This is a genomic window from Pedococcus sp. P2_E2 (assembly GCF_056403955.1).
Genome location: NZ_JBFUEM010000001.1, coordinates 1,074,342 through 1,096,191 on the forward strand (window position 1 = coordinate 1,074,342; position 21,850 = coordinate 1,096,191).

25 protein-coding genes and 1 pseudogene are annotated in these 21,850 nt (G+C 69.0%); 13 read left to right on the forward strand and 13 right to left on the reverse strand.

The annotated features are described in order from the left end of the window. Positions 1-171 precede the first annotated feature (171 nt). Together AC1DWR_RS05095 and AC1DWR_RS05100 are read left to right on the forward strand one after the other, a co-directional pair. Positions 172-1,275 (forward strand): beta propeller repeat protein, encoded by a 1,104-nt coding sequence (locus AC1DWR_RS05095; protein ID WP_477623792.1) that lies wholly within the window; start codon positions 172-174, stop codon positions 1,273-1,275. Between the two features lie 133 nt (positions 1,276-1,408). Next, positions 1,409-1,591: a hypothetical protein gene (locus tag AC1DWR_RS05100; protein ID WP_477612890.1), complete on the forward strand. Its 183-nt coding sequence runs from the start codon at positions 1,409-1,411 to the stop codon at positions 1,589-1,591. A gap of 68 nt (positions 1,592-1,659) precedes the next feature. Here AC1DWR_RS05100 and AC1DWR_RS05105 read toward each other — a convergent pair whose 3' ends face one another. Beyond that, a complete protein-coding gene (locus AC1DWR_RS05105) occupies positions 1,660-2,616 on the reverse strand; it encodes an anti-sigma factor RsbA family regulatory protein (RefSeq protein WP_477623793.1) in 957 nt (318 codons plus the stop codon). Positions 2,617-2,835: 219 nt separating this feature from the next. On the opposite strand from AC1DWR_RS05105, the gene ald reads away from it, so the two are divergent. After that, positions 2,836-3,954 carry an alanine dehydrogenase gene (gene ald, locus AC1DWR_RS05110; protein ID WP_477612888.1) on the forward strand — a complete coding sequence of 373 codons (1,119 nt, stop codon included), beginning with the start codon at positions 2,836-2,838 and terminating at the stop codon, positions 3,952-3,954. A gap of 39 nt (positions 3,955-3,993) precedes the next feature. Next, on the forward strand, positions 3,994-5,583 hold the full coding sequence (locus AC1DWR_RS05115; RefSeq protein ID WP_477623794.1) for an ATP-dependent DNA ligase: 1,590 nt from the start codon (positions 3,994-3,996) through the stop codon (positions 5,581-5,583). Between the two features lie 194 nt (positions 5,584-5,777). Here the strand turns inward: AC1DWR_RS05115 and AC1DWR_RS05120 are convergent, their stop codons facing one another. The 4 genes from AC1DWR_RS05120 to AC1DWR_RS05135 form a co-directional block, all read right to left on the reverse strand. Then, entirely contained in the window at positions 5,778-6,518 is a 741-nt protein-coding gene (locus AC1DWR_RS05120) for a hypothetical protein (RefSeq protein WP_477612886.1), read from the reverse strand. After that, positions 6,515-7,144, reverse strand: a complete 630-nt coding sequence (locus AC1DWR_RS05125) for a hypothetical protein (RefSeq protein ID WP_477612885.1) — start codon at positions 7,142-7,144, stop codon at positions 6,515-6,517. Before AC1DWR_RS05125 ends, AC1DWR_RS05120 begins: the two co-directional genes overlap by 4 nt. A gap of 227 nt (positions 7,145-7,371) precedes the next feature. Next, entirely contained in the window at positions 7,372-7,812 is a 441-nt protein-coding gene (locus AC1DWR_RS05130) for a hypothetical protein (RefSeq protein WP_477612884.1), read from the reverse strand. Between the two features lie 2 nt (positions 7,813-7,814). Continuing rightward, positions 7,815-8,240: a hypothetical protein gene (locus AC1DWR_RS05135; protein ID WP_477612883.1), complete on the reverse strand. Its 426-nt coding sequence runs from the start codon at positions 8,238-8,240 to the stop codon at positions 7,815-7,817. Between the two features lie 172 nt (positions 8,241-8,412). On the opposite strand from AC1DWR_RS05135, the pseudogene AC1DWR_RS05140 reads away from it, so the two are divergent. The 5 genes and pseudogenes from AC1DWR_RS05140 to AC1DWR_RS05160 all read left to right on the forward strand — a co-directional run. Beyond that, positions 8,413-8,673 (forward strand): annotated as a pseudogene (locus AC1DWR_RS05140) (ATP dependent DNA ligase); the annotation flags it as partial. Positions 8,674-8,701: 28 nt separating this feature from the next. Continuing rightward, positions 8,702-9,190 (forward strand): SMI1/KNR4 family protein, encoded by a 489-nt coding sequence (locus AC1DWR_RS05145; protein WP_477612882.1) that lies wholly within the window; start codon positions 8,702-8,704, stop codon positions 9,188-9,190. 136 nt (positions 9,191-9,326) lie between these two features. Next, positions 9,327-9,515 (forward strand): hypothetical protein, encoded by a 189-nt coding sequence (locus AC1DWR_RS05150; protein WP_477612881.1) that lies wholly within the window; start codon positions 9,327-9,329, stop codon positions 9,513-9,515. A gap of 45 nt (positions 9,516-9,560) precedes the next feature. Then, a complete protein-coding gene (locus AC1DWR_RS05155) occupies positions 9,561-10,328 on the forward strand; it encodes a HipA family kinase (protein WP_477612880.1) in 768 nt (255 codons plus the stop codon). Beyond that, entirely contained in the window at positions 10,325-10,705 is a 381-nt protein-coding gene (locus tag AC1DWR_RS05160; protein WP_477612879.1) for a DUF3037 domain-containing protein, read from the forward strand. Before AC1DWR_RS05155 ends, AC1DWR_RS05160 begins: the two co-directional genes overlap by 4 nt. Here AC1DWR_RS05160 and AC1DWR_RS05165 read toward each other — a convergent pair. From AC1DWR_RS05165 to AC1DWR_RS05190, 6 genes are all read right to left on the reverse strand, one after another. Beyond that, the gene (locus AC1DWR_RS05165) at positions 10,687-11,514 is read right to left on the reverse strand and encodes a TrmH family RNA methyltransferase (RefSeq protein ID WP_477612878.1); all 828 of its coding nucleotides are present in this window, start codon (positions 11,512-11,514) and stop codon (positions 10,687-10,689) included. The two genes, AC1DWR_RS05160 and AC1DWR_RS05165, sit on opposite strands and share 19 nt — an antisense overlap. A 19-nt stretch (positions 11,515-11,533) precedes the next feature. After that, positions 11,534-12,253: a TSUP family transporter gene (locus AC1DWR_RS05170; protein WP_477612877.1), complete on the reverse strand. Its 720-nt coding sequence runs from the start codon at positions 12,251-12,253 to the stop codon at positions 11,534-11,536. Further along, on the reverse strand, positions 12,253-13,026 hold the full coding sequence (locus tag AC1DWR_RS05175; protein ID WP_477612876.1) for a sulfite exporter TauE/SafE family protein: 774 nt from the start codon (positions 13,024-13,026) through the stop codon (positions 12,253-12,255). The genes AC1DWR_RS05170 and AC1DWR_RS05175 overlap by 1 nt, the downstream gene beginning before the upstream one ends. Positions 13,027-13,118: 92 nt before the next feature. Then, complete coding sequence (locus AC1DWR_RS05180; protein WP_477613421.1) at positions 13,119-14,291, reverse strand: SPFH domain-containing protein; 1,173 nt, start codon at positions 14,289-14,291, stop codon at positions 13,119-13,121. An 11-nt stretch (positions 14,292-14,302) separates the two neighbouring features. Further along, complete coding sequence (locus AC1DWR_RS05185; protein WP_477612875.1) at positions 14,303-14,770, reverse strand: NfeD family protein; 468 nt, start codon at positions 14,768-14,770, stop codon at positions 14,303-14,305. 31 nt (positions 14,771-14,801) lie between these two features. Further along, positions 14,802-15,620 carry an ABC transporter ATP-binding protein gene (locus AC1DWR_RS05190; RefSeq protein WP_477612874.1) on the reverse strand — a complete coding sequence of 273 codons (819 nt, stop codon included), beginning with the start codon at positions 15,618-15,620 and terminating at the stop codon, positions 14,802-14,804. A gap of 32 nt (positions 15,621-15,652) precedes the next feature. On the opposite strand from AC1DWR_RS05190, the gene AC1DWR_RS05195 reads away from it, so the two are divergent. Both AC1DWR_RS05195 and AC1DWR_RS05200 read left to right on the forward strand, forming a co-directional pair. Beyond that, positions 15,653-16,420: a hypothetical protein gene (locus tag AC1DWR_RS05195; protein WP_477612873.1), complete on the forward strand. Its 768-nt coding sequence runs from the start codon at positions 15,653-15,655 to the stop codon at positions 16,418-16,420. Between the two features lie 41 nt (positions 16,421-16,461). Further along, on the forward strand, positions 16,462-18,240 hold the full coding sequence (locus tag AC1DWR_RS05200; RefSeq protein WP_477623795.1) for an NAD(P)/FAD-dependent oxidoreductase: 1,779 nt from the start codon (positions 16,462-16,464) through the stop codon (positions 18,238-18,240). Between the two features lie 22 nt (positions 18,241-18,262). Here the strand turns inward: AC1DWR_RS05200 and glgA are convergent, their stop codons facing one another. Continuing rightward, a complete protein-coding gene (gene glgA / locus AC1DWR_RS05205; RefSeq protein ID WP_477612871.1) occupies positions 18,263-19,471 on the reverse strand; it encodes a glycogen synthase in 1,209 nt (402 codons plus the stop codon). A gap of 62 nt (positions 19,472-19,533) precedes the next feature. Here glgA and glgC point away from each other — a divergent pair, with 62 nt between their 5' ends. Together glgC and AC1DWR_RS05215 are read left to right on the forward strand one after the other, a co-directional pair. Continuing rightward, positions 19,534-20,787 carry a glucose-1-phosphate adenylyltransferase gene (gene glgC, locus AC1DWR_RS05210; RefSeq protein ID WP_477612870.1) on the forward strand — a complete coding sequence of 418 codons (1,254 nt, stop codon included), beginning with the start codon at positions 19,534-19,536 and terminating at the stop codon, positions 20,785-20,787. Then, a complete protein-coding gene (locus AC1DWR_RS05215; protein ID WP_477612869.1) occupies positions 20,784-21,602 on the forward strand; it encodes an LLM class F420-dependent oxidoreductase in 819 nt (272 codons plus the stop codon). Before glgC ends, AC1DWR_RS05215 begins: the two co-directional genes overlap by 4 nt. Positions 21,603-21,645: 43 nt before the next feature. On the opposite strand, the gene AC1DWR_RS05220 is transcribed toward AC1DWR_RS05215, so the two are convergent. Beyond that, positions 21,646-21,840, reverse strand: a complete 195-nt coding sequence (locus AC1DWR_RS05220) for a hypothetical protein (protein ID WP_477612868.1) — start codon at positions 21,838-21,840, stop codon at positions 21,646-21,648. Positions 21,841-21,850 lie beyond the last annotated feature (10 nt).

Genomic DNA, 21,850 nt, shown 5'->3' on the forward strand with positions numbered 1-21,850 from the left:
GGGCTGCGTTCGGTAAACAGCAGAACAACTCATTAAAGGTTTGGTAAAGACGTTTGCATGGGGTTGAAGGCGCGCAAGGCTGGTAGTGGCGCGGCCCCTACCGGGTCGGCCATGCTGTGTCCGGCGACCTGCCGTGGCATTGGACCAACGGCACCCATAGTGGGAGTTCGTATGCATCTCCGCAACGCAGCACCTGCCGTCCTCGCCACCGTCGTCGCAGCCGTGGCGATCGTCGCCGCAAGTCCCGCCCAGGCGGCCAAGCCGGTCAAGCCGACACCCGTTCCGTCGCACACGACGACCGTGGTGGGCACCGACCCGTTCGCTGCGGCACAACCCACCGCCGCGGGTCACCTCATCCGCGACCTCGGCCTCGACGGCGGGAAGCTGTACGTCGCCTACGGCGACTACGACGCGAACACCGGGCCACAGCAGGTGCACACGTTCGACCCCGCGACCAAGGCGTTCTCGGGAAGCCAGCTCGAGGTGCCGAGCGAGGAGATCAGCGTCTACCGCAAGGTCAGTGGCAAGCTCTACGCGCCGATGACGGACCCGCGCGTTCCGTGGACCTCCAACGTCGGGTACGCGACCAACGCCACCGGTGCGTGGACCAACCAGATGAAGGCCCCCGCAGTTCACGTCTACGACGTCGCCACCCTGACCGGGAACGACCTGTGGATGGTCGGTTCGGTCGGGCAGTACGACCCCGCGGTGGCGGGCGGCGGGGCGGGTGCCTACCGGTCGACCGACGGGGGCCAGACCTGGCAGCTGGTCGCCAAGGACACCTCGGCCGTCGAGAACGGGTACGAGCGCTACTACTGGGCGGCCGCCATCAACGGCACGATGTACCTCCAGGCCAGCGGTGTCACGGGAGGTGCGCCCCTGCGCGCCTTCAACGGGGTCACCTGGTCGACCGTCTCCCCCGGGTCGGTCGACCGGCCGTGCGGGACCGTGGCGGCCAACCGGGTCGAGGTCTTCAAGAACAAGATCGTCTGCGCGGGAGGCTCGTCCTACGGCGTCACCACGTTCAACGGGGTGAGCGCCGTGACCGCCGCGATCGGGGGACTCTCCGACCTGGCCGTCCCGGGTGACGGCTACATCTACGCCCTGACCTCCGCCGGCCTGTACCGCAGCCTCGACGGCAGCTCGTGGACCGCGCTCAGCACGGCACCCACCGGCGCCCAGTCCGTGGCCGTGGTCAACGGCAGCGTCTACCTGGGTATGAGCGACTCCACCATCGTGAAGGTCAACAACCTGACGGTCACTCCGGCAAGCTGACCTCGCGCTCAGCACCGCGGGTTCCGAGAGGTTGACCCCCGCCTCGTCCGTTCGGCCCTTCCATGGGGTGAACTCGGCCGATCCGCGGCGCGTCCGTGCACGGCATACCTGACGGGCTTCTACCGTCGAAGACGTGAGCACGCACACCATCCACCGCAGCACCAGCCACCACCCGCGCGTCCTGCGCGGAGCGCGGGGCTGGATCTGGGTCTGCGAGTGCGGTGGCGCATCGTGCCGGACGCCGGCACAGGCCCCGCTGGCCTGGCGTTCGGCCCTCATCGCCGCGTTGCTCCACTCGTCCACCGTCGCCCCCTGACGGGGCCCCGACACGCGGCTCCCCGACACGCGGCTCCCCCACACGCGTCCCCACGCGGGGCTGACGGGCTAGAGCCAGGTGTGCACCCGCACGGTCGTCCCGGTGTCGCACGACCGCAGCTGCACGAGGTCGCAGAGCTGGTTGACCATCCACAGCCCGCGGCCGTCCGGCTCCTCGGTGCTCGGGGCGAGTCGCCCGGTCAGGGGGTCCGCCACGACACCGCGGTCGGTGACCTCGCACACCAAGGCCTCCGGCGTGCGCCACAGTCGCAGGGTGCCGCCGTTGCCGTGCACGACCGAGTTGACACCCAGCTCGTGGAGCGCGAGCCCGAGGTCCTCGGCTCGTTCCTGCGGGACTCCGCAGACGCGAGCCACGTGGAGGGCCAGGTCGCGGACGGACCGCAGGGTCTCGTGCGTGATGGTCCGGACGATGCTCGTGACCGGCGGATCCGGGAGCGGCGTCGCAAAGGCCAACGCACCCTGCTCGCCTCCCGCGTAGGACTCGTTCGCCGTCGGCGTGCCATTCGGCTGCGCCACCCACGGGTGCGAGTGCAGGGCGACGTCGACGACCTCATCAGGCAGCGCCCCGACCTCGTAGGGGCAGCGCAACCACAACGGCGCCGACGCCGGGATGGCGTCGTTGAGCAGGGCCTCGTGCAGCTGGCACTCGCTGACCTCGACACTCGACCGCCCCGCCCAGAGGGGTTCACCAACCCCACGCGAGGGTCGGTCCCCCGACTCGGTCACGAACTGGACCCACGCCGCGATGATCCGTGCAGGGTTGGCGCCGAGGTGTTCCATGGCGGCGAAGTCCACGTGCCTGGCCTCGTCGCCGAGGGCCGCCCGGACCGCCTGCAGGCGAGGTGCGGGGAGCGCCACGAGGACGCGTTCGCCAGCCAGCAGCCCCCCGCGCACGAAGTCGGCGGTGTCGTGGACGAACGCATCCGGACGCGACCAGAACATCACGTCATGGACGTAGCCGTTGCTGGCGCGCGCTTCCCCCACGGCGAGGGAGGAAGGTGTCATGCCCATGAGTGCTCCGTGCGCGCGGCTGACCGGGACGCAGCACCCGGACTCACGCAAAGGGTACGCCTCCACGCACGCCGACGGTGCAAGTCCGGAAAACCTGCTGAACAGCGAAAACGTGTCATCGCCATGGCGCATCTGGGAAGGTGGGCGGTGGCGGCCTGACGTCGCCGTCACACGCGATGGACCACTGCGTGAGGGACCAACCAGGAGGACCAGATGAAGATCGGCATTCCGCGCGAGGTCAAGAACAACGAGTACCGCGTGGCCATCACCCCATCGGGTGTGCACGAGCTCGTCGTCAACGGCCACGAGGTCTTCGTCGAGAAGGAGGCGGGGGTCGGTTCCTCCATCCTCGACGAGGACTACATCGCCGCGGGTGCGACGATCCTCGGCACCGCGGACGACGTCTGGGGCACCGGTGACCTGATCCTCAAGGTCAAGGAGCCGATCGAGCCGGAGTACCACCGGATGCGCGAGGGCCAGACCCTCTTCACCTACCTGCACCTCGCCGCCGACCAGCCCCTCACTGAAGAGCTCGTCAAGCGCAAGGTCACCGGTATCGCCTACGAGACCGTGGAGCTTCCGGACCGTTCGCTGCCGCTGCTCGCCCCGATGTCCGAGGTCGCCGGCAGGCTGGCTCCCCAGGTCGGCGCTCAGACCCTGATGCGGGCTCAGGGCGGTCGTGGCGTCCTCATGGGCGGGGTCAGCGGGGTGTATGCCGCAAAGGTGGTTGTCATCGGGGCCGGGGTCTCCGGCATGAACGCCGCCGCGATCGCCCTGGGCATGCAGGCCGAGGTGCTGCTGCTCGACCGCGACATCGCCAAGCTGAGGCACGCGGACGCCATCTACCAGGGGCACTGCCAGACCGTCGCCTCCAACGCCTACGAGGTGGAGCGGGCCATCATCGACGCGGACCTGGTCATCGGCGCGGTGCTGGTCCCCGGGGCCAAGGCACCCAAGCTGGTCACCAACGAGCAGGTCTCCCGGATGAAGCCGGGCTCGGTGCTCGTCGACATCTCGATCGACCAGGGCGGTTGCTTCGAGGACTCGCGGCCGACCACGCACGCCGACCCCACCTACGAGGTGCACAACTCGGTCTTCTACTGCGTGGCGAACATGCCGGGCGCGGTGCCCCACACGAGCACCTATGCCCTCACCAACGTCACCCTCCCGTATGCCGTGCAGCTCGCCAACCAGGGATGGCGCGACGCGCTGAGGGCCAACGGGCCCCTCGCCCTGGGGCTCAACACGCACGACGGAGCAGTGACGTACGCACCCGTTGCCGAGGCCCACGGCTTCGAGTCCGTCGACCTGAAGACCGTGCTGGCCGGCTGATCCCCCTCCGCTGTCGGCGGGCGAGACTAGCGTGGGTCCGTGCTCCTCGCTGACGTCGTCGCCGCCTCGCGTGCTGCCACTGAGACGCGGTCCCGGCTGGCCAAGACGGCAGCCGTGGCCGACGCGCTGCGTGCGGCCGGCCCACACGACGCGGCGACGGTCGCGGCATACCTCTCGGGGGTGCTGCCGCAGCGACGCGTGGGGGTGAGCTGGCGCGGGCTGTCCGCCCTCCCCGAGCCGGCGCCTTCGGCCACCATCACGGTGGCGGAGGTCGACGCCGCCCTCACCACGATCGGCGCCATCTCGGGCTCGGGGTCGGGGGCCACCAGGGCAGCCGCGGTGGGGGCCCTGTTCGCCCGGCTGACCGCACCCGAGCAGGACTACCTCCGAGCGCTGGTGACCGGGCAGGTGAGGCAGGGCGCTCTCGACGGCGTGGTGCTGGCGGCGATCGCGTCGGCCTCCGCGCTGCCGGAGGCCGACGTCAGGCGCGCGGTGATGCTGGCAGGGCATGCCGGGCCGGTGGCCGCTGCGGCCCTGACCGGGGGCGCCGACGCGCTGGCCGCGATCCACCTCGAGGTCGGTCGACCGCTGCGACCGATGCTCGCGGCGTCGGCCCCGGACATCGACGCCGCGTGGGAACAGGTGGGTGACACCACCGAGGGGGTCGTGGTCGACGGCAAGCTCGACGGCATCCGGCTCCAGGCACACCGCAACGGCGACGAGGTGCGCCTCTTCACGCGCTCGCTCGACGACATCACCGATCGACTACCTGAGGTGGTCGAGGCAGTCCTCGCACTGGACGTCGGGACCGTCGTCATCGACGGCGAGGCCATCGCGCTCGACGCCGCAGGGCGACCCCGCCCGTTCCAGGAAACAGCGTCCCGCACGATGAGCAGCACCGGTGTACCCGAGCTGAGGGCCCGGGTGCCGGTCACCCCGTACTTCTTCGACCTGCTCCATGTCGACGGCGAGGACCTGCTCGAGCTGCCGGCCTCGGTGCGGTTCGCCCGGCTCGCCGAGCTGGTTCCCGGCCCCTCCCTGGTGCCACGTATCACCGCGGCCACGTCCACAGAGGCAGGGGACTTCTTCGGGCGCCTGGTGGGCGATGGGCACGAGGGCGTCGTGGTCAAGGCCCCGTCAGCGCCCTATGCCGCCGGCCGCCGTGGTGCGGGCTGGGTGAAGGTCAAGCCCCGGCACACGCTCGACCTCGTGGTGCTCGCGGTCGAGTGGGGCAGCGGCCGACGCCGTGGGTGGCTGTCCAACATCCACCTCGGTGCCCGCGACCCAGATACGGGCGGACTCGTGATGTTGGGCAAGACTTTGCAGGATCGTTACGAACCCGGCTGGACCATGGTTGGAAAGACCTTCAAGGGAATGACCGACGAGATGCTGGCGTGGCAGACCGAGCGCTTCCTTGCACTCGAGACTCAGCGCGATCGTCACGTCGTCTACGTGAGGCCGGAGCAGGTCGTCGAGATCGCCTTTGACGGCGTCCAGCGGTCAAGTCGTTACCGGGGTGGCGCTGCGCTCCGCTTCGCCAGAGTCGTCCGTTATCGGGATGACAAGGAACCGGACCAAGCCGACACGATCGACATGGTTCGGTCGCATCTGGAAAAGCCGGTGCCCTAATCGGTCGCCCAAGCGGAGCGAACGGACAGCGCAGGACGGCCCTGGGGAGCCTCCGGATGCCGGATTGACGGCGCTCCTGGATGCCAGAACCGAGAGACGCTGGCCGCGGCCCGCGCTGAAGGCTCCTGTCCCCTGTCCGGACTGCTCGGGCTCTGGGAGTGGATCCCGGTTCCCCCGCCTCGCTCCGGAATGCGCTAGAACACGATGCTGATGACGTCCTCGATGAACGCGGCGACCTTGGCGGCGCCGGGTCGGTAGCGCGTCGGGTGGCCACATCGGTTCCGGAGATCCAAACCCTCCTGGAGGGTCTGCCACTCGCCCTTGTCGAGCAGACCGACTTCCCTGAAGGCGAGCAGTTGGGTGACGTCCTTGACTCCAGAGAAGTCCTCGACCTTGGAAACAGACTTCGATCGCTGGTCGTGCTTCTGGATCGCCTGGTTGATCACGGACGTTCCGTAGGCTAGGGCCGCTTGCTGAAGGTGTCGGATCGCTCCAGACCACAGGAACACGACAGCAGCGCGCCGTGCGTCAACCTGATAGCAAGTCAGAGCTTCCTCGACGTAGCCCTTGATGACCTCGTCGCCGATTCGTCCGAGTAGCGCCGTTAGACCATCGGCGGCGTTGACCGCTTCAGGTTGCGGCGCGTGGAGCCCCAGCAAGTCCGCGACGTGGCTCTCGCCGGACGTCGTGAGCGACCACCGATGTGGGCGTGTGCCAGGCTCCACCTTCACCAGCGCCCCAGCCTTTCCGAGAACGTCTGCGACGTTGAACTGTTTTGCCTTCGGGACTCGTGCGGCAGTGAGCGCCTGCTTCAGCTCCGACGCCGTGATTCCGTCGGGCGCATGCTTGAGATAGAGCATCGCGGCGAGGCAGATGTCACGACGCGATCCAGTCAGCACGGGGCTGAGGAACTCAAGCAGAGTCGGCTGGGTCACTTCTTCGGCTCCGCGGGCAGTTCGTGCTCGACCCGGTTCTCGCCTCCAATGACCACCTTGATGTCGTCGCGCTTACGGCTGTCGAGCCAGCCCTTGGCGCCTGCCTGCTGAGCGGTGTTTGCCAGATCGCTCGGGATGGGCCACTCCATGTGCTTGAAGCAGGTGTACACGCGGTCGAGCGTGGCAGGCTGATCGCCTTCCAGAATCCGAGTGAGCCAGTACACGGAAACGAGCACCTTGTCGAGCACGGTCTTTGGCTGCTTCTCGCCGACGAAATTCTTGAGGCTCTTCGGACCGCCTCGGACCATGTCCAGGTCCTTGTCGAGAGAGAACGATTGCTTCGCTCGCGAACCTGCGGACTTACGCGCTGTGCGCTTCGCGGTGCCCGTGCCGTTCGCGGCCGCGAGACCGGAAGGCTCGGTGACGGTACGCGCGTCCGCCTTGCTATCGCCGGACGCCAATCCGTCGGTCACGCCCTCGTCGTCGTCGGAGCCCGCGCCCACCTGGAACGCGCCGATTAGTGCTTCCAACACCTGACTCTGAATCGCCTCGGAAGTGAACTTCTCGACCGCCTCTGCGATCGCCGGCATCCGCTTCAGCAACTGATCGAGTTCCGCCTCAGCCATGTGTCCCCCTAGTGGATAGGTACAGAACATCTCACAGATTCTGTATTTCCACACGCAGATTGCGGTGCGCTTCCAGAATGAGCCACCTGGTATTGGGCGGGCGCGTCGCACTCGCACCGACTCCCGATGGGGCCCGAGCGCATCATCCGCGCGGTTCCTGGACGTGCTCGTTCCGCCCGCGAGTACAGCGCGGCGCCAGGCCCTCTCGGTGCGTTCCGAGACGGGAATCAGACGTCGAGACTCTCGTCGAGACCCCCTCCCGTCACATAGGTCTGCTGAAGGTTTTGAGGGGTGAAGGCAGCGGCTCGACGTACCGCAGTGGCCAGCCTCAACGCAAGGAAGTCATCCGGAATACGCTTTACCGATCGACGACTCTCATACGGCTTCTCGACGACGAACCGTTCGTCCGTTGTGGCCGATGCGCGGACCTCGATAGCCACCGCGTCCGTCTGGTCGTCCGGCACAGCCTCGGGATTGGTGATCGCGAGTTCAGCGATTCGAAGCATGTCAGCTTGGTGCCACGCGATGCTCAGGATCCAACTACCGTGCCGCTCACCGAAGGAAACCTCCGAAGGTTCGTTGCCCCGCGCCTCGGAGACCACGCCCGGTAGGCGTGCTTCCCACTCTGCGAGCAGACCTTGCTGTTCCTTGAAGGACTCGGCTGCCATGACTACCTCACTTCAAGAACGCCGACGTGGACGACGGCTTCTCCCGGAAAGCCGTTGGGAAGGTAGTACTCGATTCCCTGACCCAGCCGTATCCAAGCGGGACCCCTAACGATTTCGACTTCGTTAAGGTCGAGTAGAAGAACGTGCTTACGCGGCGTGCCCGGGGTGAAGAGCGCCAGCCAAGACACGACATCGTCGGGACTGATGGCTGTCGGCGTCACCCAATGTGGCCGATCGCTTCCTGCGTTGAAAGAGGTCAACTGAGACGGGGTCAAGTAGCGGAGGGCATAGCGGTTACCGAAGTCCTCGGCTACCTCTGATCCGGTCCTGTCGGGGAGGCCTCTAACATCCTCCGTGCGCGCAGCGATTGCCTGCACCGTTTCGATTCGCTCTTGGTCGAGCAGTGTCGAGAGCCACGAGCTGCTCATGAAGCCCCTCCCGGTTCGGACCTGATCGTTACAGGCCCAGTCAGGTCCGGATCCTCGCAAAGTTCAGGGCTTGATGAAAGTCCCCGAAGGTCCGGCGCTGCCTCGGCGCCACGGCGGGACCGTGGGAGAGCGGTTCTCCAACCTCCAAAGTATCGGTCACGATGGTGGCAGGAAGACGTTCAAGGGCATGACCGACGAGATGCTGGCCTGGCAGACGGAGCGGTTCACCGAGCTGGCCACCGACGGCACCGAGGGCTACGTCGTGCCCGTCCGTCCCGAACAGGTCGTCGAGATCGCCTTCGACGGCATCCAGACCTCGTCGCGCTATCCAGGGGGGATGGCGCTGCGGTTCGCGCGGGTGCTGCGCTACCGCGACGACAAGACGGCCGAGGAGGCCGACACGATCGACGCGGTGCGCAACCACCTCACCTGACGTGCACGCTGACGGATAGGTTGCTCGCATGGGGGGAAGTGCACGGTTGTTCTGCGACGACGCGGCCGCGTTCGAGCCCGCACCGGAAGCGAGCCTCATCCAGTCGTTGGAGGCCGAACTCGGCGTCACACTTCCCGAGGCGTACGTGCGTCTTGCGAGCAAGCACAATGGCGGTCGCCTCGCGCGGGATGCCCATCGGACCGGCTCGCCGACGACGTGGGCAAGGGATCACGTCGGCATCACGAACATCGCTGCGATCGGCCGGACCGCGCCCTTCAGCCTTGGCGGGGAGCTCGGCAGCCGCTTCTGGGTCCGGGAGTGGGGCTATCCCGACATAGGCGTCTACTTCGCAGATTGTCCCTCTGCCGGGCACGACATGATTGCCCTCGACTATCGCGGCTCGGGCGAGCCCACAGTCGTGCACGTCGACCAGGAGGTCGACTACCGGATCACGCTGCTCGCAGCCGACTTCGCCTCGTTCGTCGAAGGTCTCGTACCGGAGGGCGACTTTCGGTAGCCGCTGTCCCGCCGGATGTGACCGCTCACCCGACCGGGTCACGCGACACGCCGTATCCGACGTATCACCGGTCCAGGCCCGGCCTCTTGGGAGTCAGGACGTGCCAAGGGGCGGCGCGGCCAAGGGGGGCAGGATCATGCAGACGCGACACCACACCCGGGCGGACACGGCCCACCACCACCCTCACGTGCACCGGGCAGGGACCGGCACGTGGCGCTGGCAGTGCGACTGCGGTGGCGCCTCCTGCCGGACGGCCACCTCGGGGCTGAGCTGGCGCGAGGCCGTGATCGCGGCGCTGAACCACGCCACCTGCCTGGCCCCCTGAGCAACCTGACTCGGGCACGGCGCGCAGCACCCTAGGCTGGGCGTCGTGCTCGACCAGATCACCGCCACGCGCTACGTCACTCCCCTCAAGGAGGGTGGCTCACTGCCGGGCATCGTCGAGGCCGACGACTTCGGCACCTACGTCGTGAAGTTCCGCGGAGCGGGGCAGGGCGTCAAGGTCCTCGTCGCCGAAGTCATCGTTGGCGAGCTGGCGCGCGCCCTCGACCTCAACGTGCCCCGCATGGTGGTCGTCGACCTCCAGGCACCGATTGCCAAGTATGAAGCGGACGAGGAGGTCCAGGACCTGCTCACGGCCAGCCTCGGCCACAACCTCGGCATCGACTTCCTGCCCGGCTCGTTCGGGTACGACGGCTCACGGCCACCCGCACCCGACACGGCCGCCGACATCCTGTGGCTCGACGCCTTCACCGCCAACGTCGACCGCACCTGGAGCAACCCCAACCTCCTTGTCTGGCACCGCAACCCGTGGCTGATTGACCACGGTGCGGCGCTGTACTTCCATCACGGCTGGCCGAGTCGGGGCGCCGACCCACAGCGATTCGCCGACCAGTCCTTCGATGCCAGCACCCACGTCCTTCGCGATGTCGCCTCCGGCACCGGCGCCGCCCACGAGCGGCTGTCCCCCACCATCACCTCCGAGCTCCTTGCCGGCGTCGTCGACGCGGTGCCCGACGGCTGGCTGGAGCAGGCACCCGGTCTCGACACGCCCCGAGCCGTCCGAGCGGCCTACGTCGAGCACCTCCTGGCCCGCGTCGCGAACCCGACGGCCTGGCTTCCAGGGGACCTGTCATGACCGTCCACGGCTACCAGTACGTCGTGCTTCGCTGCGTGCCCCGCGTGGAGCGCGAGGAGTTCCTCAACGTCGGGCTCGTCCTCTACAGCCAGGGCGCCGACTTCCTCGAAGCGGCCTACCGGGTCGACCCGGTCAGGCTGCACGCCTTCGCACCCCAGGTCGACGTCGACGACGTCGACCAGGCGCTGGAGACCATCTGCCAGGTATGCCGCGGCGTCACCGGTGGTGGGCTGCCCACCCTGGGTGGGCTCGGGCGCAGGTTCGGCTGGCTCAGCGCGCCCCGGAGCACTGTGGTCCAGCCCGGGCCGGTGCACGGAGGCCTCACGGCGGACCCGGCCAGCGAGCTGCGCGACCTCCTTCAGCGCCTCGTCGACTGACCCGTGGGGCGCAGGGCCCACGCGGCCACCGCGCCCGCAGCGGCCACGTTGAGGGAGTCCACACCCCCGGCCATGGGGATGGTCACCGTCAGGTCGGCCGCGTCAAGGGTGTGGTGGGACAGCCCGTCTCCCTCGGTGCCGAGCACGAGTGCCAGTCGTTCTGGCGGGTTGGCGGCCAGCTCGTCGAGGCTCACCGCGTCGTCGGCCAGGGCCAGGGTGGCCACGGTGAACCCAGCGGCCTGGAGGTCGGCGATGCCGCCGGGCCAGGGGTCGATGCGCGTCCACGGCACCTGGAAGACGGTGCCCATCGAGACTCGAATCGACCGGCGGTACAACGGATCTGCGCATCGGGGAGTGACGAGGACCGCGTCGACCCCGAGGGCCGCGGCCGAGCGGAAGACGGCGCCCACGTTGGTGTGGTCGACGATGTCCTCGAGGACCAGCACCCGTCGGGCGCCGGCGACGAGGTCCGCCACGCTCGGCAGCTCGGGCCGTTGCATCGAGGCAAGCGCCCCACGGTGCAGGTGGAACCCCGTGAGCCGTTCGATGACGTCGTGCTCGCCGACGAAGACCGGTACGCCGCCGGCCTCGGCCTGCTCGACCAGGTCAGCCAGGTCGGTCAGCCACCGTTGGGCCATGAGGTAGCTGCGCGGTCGGTGCCCGGCCTGCAGGGCCCGCCGGATGACCTTCTCCGACTCGGCGATGTAGAGCCCGCGCTCGGGCTCGGTCCTGCGCCGCAGCGCGACGTCGGTGAGCGAGACGTAGTCGGTCAGGCGGTCGTCGTCGCTGCTGGTGATCGTGATGGGCACGGCGAGCAGGCTAGATCACTCAGGACAGGAGGGCGCGCACGATGACGCTCACGCTGGCCAGGACGCAGAAGGCGAGCACCGCCCGGCGCAACCGGTCGCGGTCGAGGCGGGCGCGGGCCGGAGCCGCCGCGGCATACCCCAAGGCCATGAACGGGATCCAGGCGAGGCCGGCCACGAGCTGTCCACGGGTGAACTCCCCTGCAAAGCTCAGCCCGGCGACCGCCATGGCGGCTCCAGCCAGGAAGAAGACCGACAGCGTGGCGCGCAGGCGGGTGGGGCGTTCGTGCTGCAGCACGAGCGCCAGGAACGGGCCGCCGATCGAGGCCGCAGTGCCGGAGAACCCTGCGATGGCGCCGGCCACGGCCGAGTTCACCGGAGTGGTTCGCACCTCGAGAGCCGAGACCGACGCGGCGACCGTGAGCAGGATGAGCACACCGGTGACGACGGAGATCGCCCGCACCGACAGCAGTGCCACTGCTGCGACGCCCAACGGCATGACCAGCAGCCGCGCCACGAGGGCCCATGACAGTGGCCGCCAGGCGATGTCGCGAGGCCCGTGGACGAGCTGGACCACCGGCAGCGAGAAGCTGGTCACCAGGAGGGCTCCCGGCATGAGCTCGGGTGCGAACAGCACGAGGAACGGGGCTGCGACCACGGCCATGCCGAAGCCGATCGACGACTGCACGAACGCTCCCGCGAAGAGGGCCAGACCGAGCAGCAGGACCGGAGTCCACTCCATCAGCTGAACCAGACGATCTTAATGATCCCGACGAGTCCCACCACGATGATGACGGCGCGCAGCGCAAGTGGGGGCAGCCGGCGGCCCACCTTCGCGCCGACGAAGCCGCCGGCGAACGCGCCCAGCCCGATGAACAGCGCCACCAGCCAGTCGATCCGGCCCCACGCCACCACCATGAAGGTGATGGCGGCCACGGCGTTGACGATGGTGGCGAGGACGTTCTTGAACCCGTTGAGCCGCTGGATGGGCTCGCTGGACAGGGCGCTCATCAGTCCCATCAGGATGACGCCCTGGGCGGCACCGAAGTAGCCGCCGTAGATGCCGGCGACCAGGACTCCCCCGGTGAGGGCCGCGCCGTGCCACGACGCCGGCGCGACCCCCGCCTCGTGGCGCTCGACGGCCCGAGCCTGCAGGCGGGGACCGACCACCACCAGCAGCAGCCCCAGGCCGATCAGGACCGGCACGATCGCCTGGAACGCCTCCGCGGGCAGCACGAGGAGCAGCACCGCACCGATGACGCCGCCGAGCAGGGACGCGGGTGCGAGCCGCAGGAGGGTGCGCCCGGCGCCCTCGAGCTCGGCCCGGTAGCCATGGACTGCCGTGACTCCCCCGGCCACCAGGCCGACGGTGTTGGACACGTTGGCCACCACTGGCGGGTAGCCGAAGAACAGCAGGGTGGGGAACGTGATGAGGGTGCCCGACCCGACCACGGTGTTGATGGTCCCCGCCGCCAGGCCTGCGAGGAAGATCCCGAGGGCTTCGAAGACGGACACCACGTCACCCTAGCGACGGGTGTCGCCCGTCCAAGACAGAGGTATGCCGCCCGCGCGGGTGCGTGGGCGGCATACCGTGTTGTGAGGTGGGGTCAGGCGGGCGGCGGCTTGGGCGCCTCGTCCGCGTCTGCCGGCGGCGGCTCCACGGGCAGCGAAGCCGGTGGGGCCGGCGGCTCGAAGTCGGGCACGGTGTCAGCCGGCGGCTTCATCGGGGGCTGGACCCGCTTCACCGGCGCCGCATGCTCGGTGGCCTCCTGGCTGGCCTTCCCCGCGAGCCCGCGGGCCTCCGCAAGGGCCTGCATGGGGTCCTCCAGAACGGTCTCGTCGAAGGCGTCGGCGAGCTGGCCGGGGTCGACCCACTCCTCCTCGCCGTCACCGTCCGGGCCAGTGGGCTTGTCCGTGGCACCCAGGGCCCCACCGATGCCGCGCAGGGCGTCCGTCAGCTCGCTGGGGATGATCCACATCTTGTTGGCGTCGCCACGGGCGATCTGCGGGAGCACCTGGAGGTACTGGTAGGCCAGGAGCTTCTGCGTGGGCTTGCCACGGTGGATCGCGTCGAAGACCTGCTGGATGGCGCGGGCCTGGCCCTGGGCCTCGAGGATGCGGGCCTGGGCCGAACCCTCGGCCCGGAGGATCTGGCTCTGCTTCTCACCTTCGGCCGTGAGGATCGCGGACTGCTTGGTGCCCTCGGCGTACAGGATCTGGGCGCGGCGCTCACGCTCTGCCTTCATCTGCTTCTCCATCGACTCCTGCACGGAGTGCGGCGGGTCGATGGCCTTGAGCTCGACGCGGTTGACGCGGATGCCCCACTTGCCCGTCGCCTCGTCGAGGACACCACGCAGCTGGGCGTTGATCTGGTCGCGGCTGGTCAGCGTCTGCTCCAGGTCGAGCGAGCCGATGACGTTGCGCAGGGTGGTGACGGTGAGCTGCTCGATGCCTTGGATGAAGTTGGCGATCTCGTACACGGCCGACTTCGCGTCGATGACCGAGTAGTAGATGACCGTGTCGATATTGACGACCAGGTTGTCCGAGGTGATCACCGGCTGGGGCGGGAACGACACGACCTGCTCGCGCAGGTCGACGTTCGCGCGCACCTTGTCGACGAACGGCACCAGGAAGTGGATGCCGCCTTCGAGTGTGCGGGCGTAGCGGCCGAGCCGCTCGATGATCAGGGCAGTCTGCTGGGGCACGATGCGCACCGTGCGGAAGAGCACGATCAGCGCAAAGGCAACCAGGATCAGCAGGACGATGAAGCCTGCTCCAATGCCGTCCACGTCTACTCCGTTTTCTGACCCGCCGTGATGCCGGTGACGATCACGGTGGCCCCCTCGATGGATACAACCCGGACCTCTTGGCCGGGCTGGCATGGGTCGCCGCCTTGCGGCGTGCGTGCGGACCAGGTCTCCCCGCCCACCTTGACGCGACCGTCGGTCGCGGTGACGGCCTGCAGCACCCTCCCGCTGCGGCCGACGAGACCGGGCGCGCCGATTCCGTGGCTGGCCTCGGCGACCATGAACTTCCGGGTGATGATCGGGCGCACCAGCAGCAGGAGCAGTCCTGCGACGACGACGGCGACGATCACCTGACCCGGGAAGGCGACCCCGATCGCCGATGTCGCCGCTCCAGCCAGTGCACCACCGGCCAGCATGAGGAACACGAAATCGACCGTGGCGGCCTCGATGGCCGCCAGGATCAGCGCCACCCCCAGCCACGCGAGCCACGGGTTCTCCGCGAACCAGTCCATGACACCCCTCCCTCTCAGTGGTCAGGTAACTCTAGGACGACGGGCGAGGCTCGGACGTTCCTTCGTCGACACGCAGTCGCGCCGTCCACCGGTCGCCTCGACGCTCCAGCTCCAGGGGCATGCCGAAGGTGGCCGAGAGGTTGGCCTCGGTGAGGGTGATCTCGACCGGACCCTGCGCGACGATCCGTCCCTCGCGCAGCAGGAGCAGGTCGGTGAAGTTGGGCGGGATCTCCTCGACGTGGTGGGTGACCAGGATCAGGGCCGGCGCCTCCAGGTCGCCTGCGAGGACGCCCAGTCGCCGGACGAGGTCCTCGCGGCCACCGAGGTCGAGCCCGGCGGCAGGTTCGTCGAGCAGCATCAGCTCGGGGTCGGTCATCAGGGCGCGCGCGATCTGCACCCGCTTGCGCTCCCCCTCTGACAACGTGCCGTAGGTGCGGTCGGCCAGGTGGTCGGCCCCCAGGGCGACCAGCAGCTCGGACGCCCGAGCGTGGTCGAACGTCTCGTAGCTCTCCCGCCACCGGCCGACGACGCCGTAGGACGCGGTCACCACGACGTTGTGCACGATCTCGTCGAACGGGATCCGCTCGGCCAGGGCCGCCGAGGCCAGCCCGATGCGGGGTCGCAGCTCGAACACGTCGACCGCCCCGAGCACCTCGCCCAGCACACCGGCCACGCCGCGGGTCGGGTGCATCCGCGCTGCGGCCAGCTGGAGCAGTGTCGTCTTGCCCGCTCCGTTGGGGCCGAGGATGACCCAGCGCTGCCCTTCCTCGACCTCCCAGGAGACGTCGTCGAGCAGGGTCGCCTGACCCCGGACGACGCTCACTCCTGCGAACTCAAGGACGTCACTCATGGGACGGGACCCTATCGGCTTAGGCTGGCGGGATGCCCGAACTCCCTGCGTGCGTGCGCCTTTCGCTGTGGACGACACACGCGTGGGCCACGGGCACCCCGCTGGAGCGCTCGATCGCCCAGGCCCTTCCCGACATCGACCACGTCGCCGGTGACCTCGACCGCCTGGACCTGTGGCACGACCTCGGTGAGCGGGCCCTGCTCGTCGCCCTGCCGGCCCCCGGCGACCTCGTGGGTATGCCGGGTGCCTCCGTCGAGGCGCAGGGCGCGGCCGCCGCGGGCGGCGAGTGCGTTTTCGTTCCCGGCCTGGGAGGGCTTCTCGTGCCCACGATCTCGACCTATGGCGGCGGCCCCGAAGGAGGTCTGGACGTAGGCACCCGGGTGGACTGGACGGCATACGACGCAGATCCGGTGCCGCGCCACCGGGTGGAGGCGCTCGAGGCCTCGCAACTCGAGCGCCACCTGCGTGAGGAGATCCGCGCGGCAACCGAGGCGATCGACGCGATCGGCGGCCAGCCGTTCGGGGCGGGTGCGGCCCGCACGCTGGCCGACGCGGCCCTCGGAGGTCGCTGGGGCCTGCCACCCGCCCTGCCGGGCCGGGCCGCGCGCGTCATCGCCCTCGCGGGCACCATCGACTCGGTGGTCGACGTCGCGCTCCGCGCTGGCGACGGGGCCCTGACCGCGGCCGAGGCGTCGTCGAGGCACCGCGTCCTGCTGCGCCTGCAACGGGCCTCCGAGCGGGCCCTCGCCGACGCGACCAACGCCGCGTGTGCGGTGCTGGCCGGATGGCGACCAGCCTGACCACTGGGAGGGGTCCGTTCCGGCAACTAGACTCGGACGGCATGGCGGACCCCGCAGTCTTCGACCCCGCAATCATCCTCGTGTCCGAGCACCATGCCGACACCCTGCTCGAGGAGTTCCGGAGCCGGTACCAGCGCGACTACGACCTGCGCACCGCCGGCTCCTGTGGCGAGGCCGAGTCCATCGCCCGCGAGATCCATGACCGGGGTGACCACGTGGCGCTGTTCGTGACGGACTCGCGGCTGCCGGACGTCGAGAGCGTCCACGAGGCCTTCCACCGCTGGCGCCTCGTGGTGCCCACTGCCCGCCGCGTCGTCGCCGCGCCGTGGGAGTACTTCCTGGCGGATGCCCCCGGGCTCCGGGCCGGCATGGCCAAGGGCAAGTACGACGCCTACCTGCTCATGCCGCGTGGCAAGCGCGACGAGGAGTTCCACAACGCGATCACCGACCTGCTGTCCGAGTGGACCTCGACCGTCCCCCAGCCCGAAGTCGTGGCCGCCAAGGTCATCTCGCCGACCCAGGACGCGCTCACCATGGCGATCCGCGACTTCCTCGACCGGATGGGCATGCAGAACCGGGTGTGGCATCCCGACGAGCCGGCGCTCCAGGACTACCTCGCGGGGATCCGCGAGCAGCTCGGCGTGGACGAGCTGCGCTGGCCGGTGGTGACCGCGGCCAACCGGACACCGATCCAGGCCACGAGCGTCCGCGACGTCGCGATCGCGGTCAACGGCCCACCGCGCACCTTCGAGCTCGACGAGGTCGTCGACCTGGCGGTCGTCGGTGGCGGCCCGGCCGGACTCGCCGCCGCCGTGTACGGAGCGTCGGAAGGACTGTCCGTCGTGGTGCTGGAGGCGGAGGCGATCGGCGGGCAGGCCGGCACCAGCTCGATGATCCGCAACTACCTCGGCTTCCCCCGCGGCATCTCAGGCATGAGGTTGGCCCAGCGCGCACGGAACCAGGCCCTGCGCTTCGGGACCGAGTTCCTGACCGGCTGGGAGGTCACTGCTCTGGAGCCCGGGACCGACGGGGCTCCCCACCTCCTGCGCACCGGTGGGGGCGACGTCCGGGCCAGGACCGTAATCATCTCCACCGGGGTGGCGTACCGAAGGCTCGGAGTCCCGCGGCTCGACGCACTGGTGGGCGCCGGCGTCAACTACGGGGCGGCAATGACGGCGGCCCGCGAGATGGAGGGCTACGACGTCGTGGTCGTGGGAGGTGGCAACTCCGCCGGGCAGGCAGCGCTGCACCTGGCTCGGTTCGCGAGGTCGGTGACGATCGTCGTCCGTCGGGTCGGGCTCGAGGAGACGATGTCGCGCTACCTCATCGAGGAGATGGCCTACAACGAGCGCATCACGGTGCTGCCCTGCACCCGCGTGGTGGACGGTGGTGGTGAGGGCCAGCTGGAGTGGCTCTGCCTCGAGGACATCACCACCGGGAAGAGGACGACCAAGCAGGCGCGAGGTCTGTTCCTGCTGCTCGGGGCCGAACCGCGCTGTGACTGGCTGCCGCCCGAGCTTGCTCGCGACAAGCACAGCTTCGTGCTCACCGGGCGTGACGTGCCGCGGAGCAAGTGGGTCGACGACGTGCCGCCGGCCAATCTGGCGACCACGGTGCCCGGCATCTTCGCCGCCGGCGACATCCGGGCGGGCTCGATGAAGCGGGTTGCCTCGGCGAGTGGTGAGGGGGCGTCGGCCGTTCCCCTCGTGCACGCCTACCTCACCCCCACGACCGAGGACACCCCGACGACCGGGGACACCCCGACAGCCGAGGGCACCTCGACGACCGAAGACGAAAGGGTGGCCACCCCGGTCTCCTAGGCGCGGCCGCCGACGGGTGCGGTCAGGACTGGAGCATCCGCTGGCGCAGCACCTCGAGGTAGACCTGGTTGGTCCGCTCCCCGATGGTCGCCCAGGAGAACGAGTCGACTGCCCGCTTGCGCCCGGCCAACCCCATGGCGTCGGCCCTGGCCGGGTCGCTGACGGCGTCGGTCAACGCTGCGGCGAGGTCCGCGACGAACCGGTCCGCATCGAGGGGTATGCCGCTGCCGTCCTGTTTCTGGTCGATGGGCACCAACCAGCCGGTCTCGCCATCCACGACGACCTCGGGGATGCCGCCCGTCGCCGTGGCGACGACCGGGAGCTCGCACGCCATCGCCTCGAGGTTGACGATGCCCAATGGCTCGTAGATCGACGGACAGGCGAAAACCGTTGCAGCAGAAAGGAGTGCGACGACCTCTCCGCGCGGCAGCATCTCGGGGATCCAGACAACGCCCTCACGCGTCGCCTTGAGCTCGTCCATGAGGCTGGTCACCTCGGCCATGATCTCCGGGGTGTCCGGCGCCCCGGCGCACAGCACCACCTGGACGTCGGGTGGCAGCTGGGCGGCTGCCTTGAGCAGGTACGGCAGGCCCTTCTGCCGGGTGATGCGGCCGACGAAGATGACCGACTTCCCGTCGGGGTCGACCCCGTGCCGACGGACCGTGTCGTCGTCACGGTGGCGCTGCCACAGCTGGGAGTCGATGCCGTTGTGGACGACCTTGACGCGTTCGGGGTCGATCGAGGGATAGCTGCGCAGGACGTCCTGTCGCATGCCCTCGCTCACGGCGATGACGGCGTCGGCGCCCTCGTAGGCCGTGCGCTCCATGAAGGAGGACACGCGGTAGCCGCCACCGAGCTGCTCGGCCTTCCACGGGCGCATCGGCTCGAGGCTGTGGGCGCTCACGACGTGGGGCATGCCCCCGAGCAGGGACGCGACGTGCCCGCCGAAGTTGGCGTACCACGTGTGCGAGTGCACGAGGTCGGCACCGACGCAGTCACCGGCCATCGCCAGGTCGACGCCCATCGTCCGGACGGCCGCGTTCGCGGCACCCAGGTCCGGCAGGTCGGCATACCCCGTGGTGCCCTCCTCCGACACGGGTTCGCCGAACGCTCGGACCCGCGCATCGATGTCGCCGCGGTCGCGCAGCGCCCGCACCAGCTCTGCGACGTGCACCCCCGCGCCACCGTAGATGTTGGGCGGGTACTCCTTGGTCAGGATGTCGACTCTCACGGTCGTGAGATTAGTCGTGCAGTGGGGTCGCCGCGAGGGCGCGGATTGCCTAGGGTCGGACCATGCCTTATCGACGCGGGGTTCCCAAGGTTCTTGCCATCGTCCTCGCCGGCGGAGAGGGCAAACGACTGATGCCCCTGACCGCTGACCGGGCAAAACCAGCTGTCCCGTTCGGAGGGATCTATCGGCTCATCGACTTCGCCCTGAGCAACGTCGTGAACTCCGGCTACCTCAAGATCGTCGTGCTGACGCAGTACAAGTCGCACAGCCTCGACCGACACGTCACCAAGACCTGGCGGATGTCCACGATGCTCGGCAACTACGTCGCGCCCGTGCCTGCGCAGCAGCGCGTCGACAAGAACTGGTACCTCGGGTCAGCGAACGCGATCTTCCAGAGCCTCAACCTGATCACGGACGAGAAGCCCGACATCGTCGTGGTGGTCGGCGCCGACCACGTCTACCGCATGGACTTCTCCCAGATGGTGGCCCAGCACATCGAGACCGGTGCGGGTGTGACCGTGGCCGCGATCCGTCAGCCCATCTCGCTGGCGGACCAGTTCGGGGTCATCGAGGTCGACGACGCAGACCGGCGCAAGATCTCGGCCTTCAAGGAGAAGCCCAAGGACGCCAAGGGCCTGCCCGACTCCCCCGACGAGGTGCTGGCCTCCATGGGCAACTACGTCTTCGACGCCGATGTCCTCGTCGACGCCGTCACCCGCGACAACGACCGAGCGGGCAGCAAGCACGACATGGGCGGCGACATCGTGCCGGACTTCGTCGACAATGGCGAGGGCTACGTCTACGACTTCAAGGACAACGTCATCCCGGGTGCAACCCCACGCGACCAGGCCTACTGGCGCGACGTCGGGTCGATGGACTCCTACTGGGAGGCGCACATGGACCTGGTGTCCATCCACCCCGTCTTCAACCTCTACAACTACGACTGGCCGATCTACACCGACTACGGCCCGCTCGCCCCTGCCAAGCTCGTCCAGGGCGCTGCCGGCAAGTTCGGGGAGGCGCACAACTCCGCCGTCTCCCCCGGTGTCGTCATCTCCGGTGCCACCGTGACCAACTCGGTCCTGTCTCCGCGGTGCCACATCCACAGCGGCACGACGATCGACGACAGCGTGCTGCTCGACGGTGTCGAGGTCGGACGCGGCTGCGTCATCAAGCGGGCCATCATCGACAAGGGCGTCGTGGTGCCCGAGGACACCACCATCGGGGTGGACCCCGACAAGGACCGGGAGCGCGGGTTCATGGTCACCGAGTCAGGACTCACCGTCATCGCCAAGTTCCAGGAAGTCACCGGATGACGGACGCCCACCATTCGATCCGGATCGGCATCCAGCTCCAGCCACAGCACGCCGAGTACGCGTCGATCCGCCGGGCCGCGGCGGAGGCCGAGGAGATCGGCGTCGACGTCGTCTTCAACTGGGACCACTTCTACCCGCTCTACGGTGGGCGGGACGGTGAGCACTTCGAGTGCTGGACGATGCTGGGCGCCTGGGCCGAGGCGACGTCCCGCGTCGAGATCGGCGCCCTGGTCACCTGCAACAGCTACCGCAACCCCCAGCTGCTCGCCGACATGGCCCGAACCGTGGACCACATCAGTGGGGGTCGGCTGATCCTCGGCATCGGCTCGGGCTGGTTCGAGAAGGACTACGACGAGTACGGCTACGACTTCGGCACGGCCGGTGGACGGCTGAACAACCTCGCCCGCGACCTGCCGCTCGTCAAGCAGCGGTGGGCCAAGCTGAACCCGGCGCCGACGCGCGACATCCCGGTCCTGATCGGTGGGGGTGGCGAACGCAAGACCCTCAAGATCGTCGCCGAGCACGCGACCATCTGGCACGGCTTCGGCGGGCCCGAGACGATCGCCCACAAGCACGCCGTCCTCGACGAGTGGTGCGCCAGGATCGGGCGCGACCCCAGCGAGATCGAGCGGTCTGCCGGCGTCTCCGCCAGGCCGGGTCGCCACCCCGAGCAGGTCGCCGACTACGCCGCCGGCGCGGAAGCCCTGTATGCCGTGGGCACGCGGCTCTTCACCGTCGGGATCGGTGGTCCGAAGTACGACCTCGGGCCCGTGCGGGACCTGGTCGCATGGCGAGACTCCCGCCTGGGCGGCTGACCGGGGTCGGCGATCAGCCTGACGGGCACCGCCGTTGCCATGCTCATGAGTGTCGCCTGCGACGGATGGCACGAGCGCCAAGCACCGACGACCGCACGAGCACCCACCCGACCGCCAGGGTCAGGACCTCACTGTCCCGGGCTGGCTCGTGCCCTTGGACCAGCGGCGCCAGGACGGCAATAGTCAGGATGATGACGAGCACCAGTGCCTCACGGCGCAGCTCCTTACGGGTTGGCATGCGTCCCCTC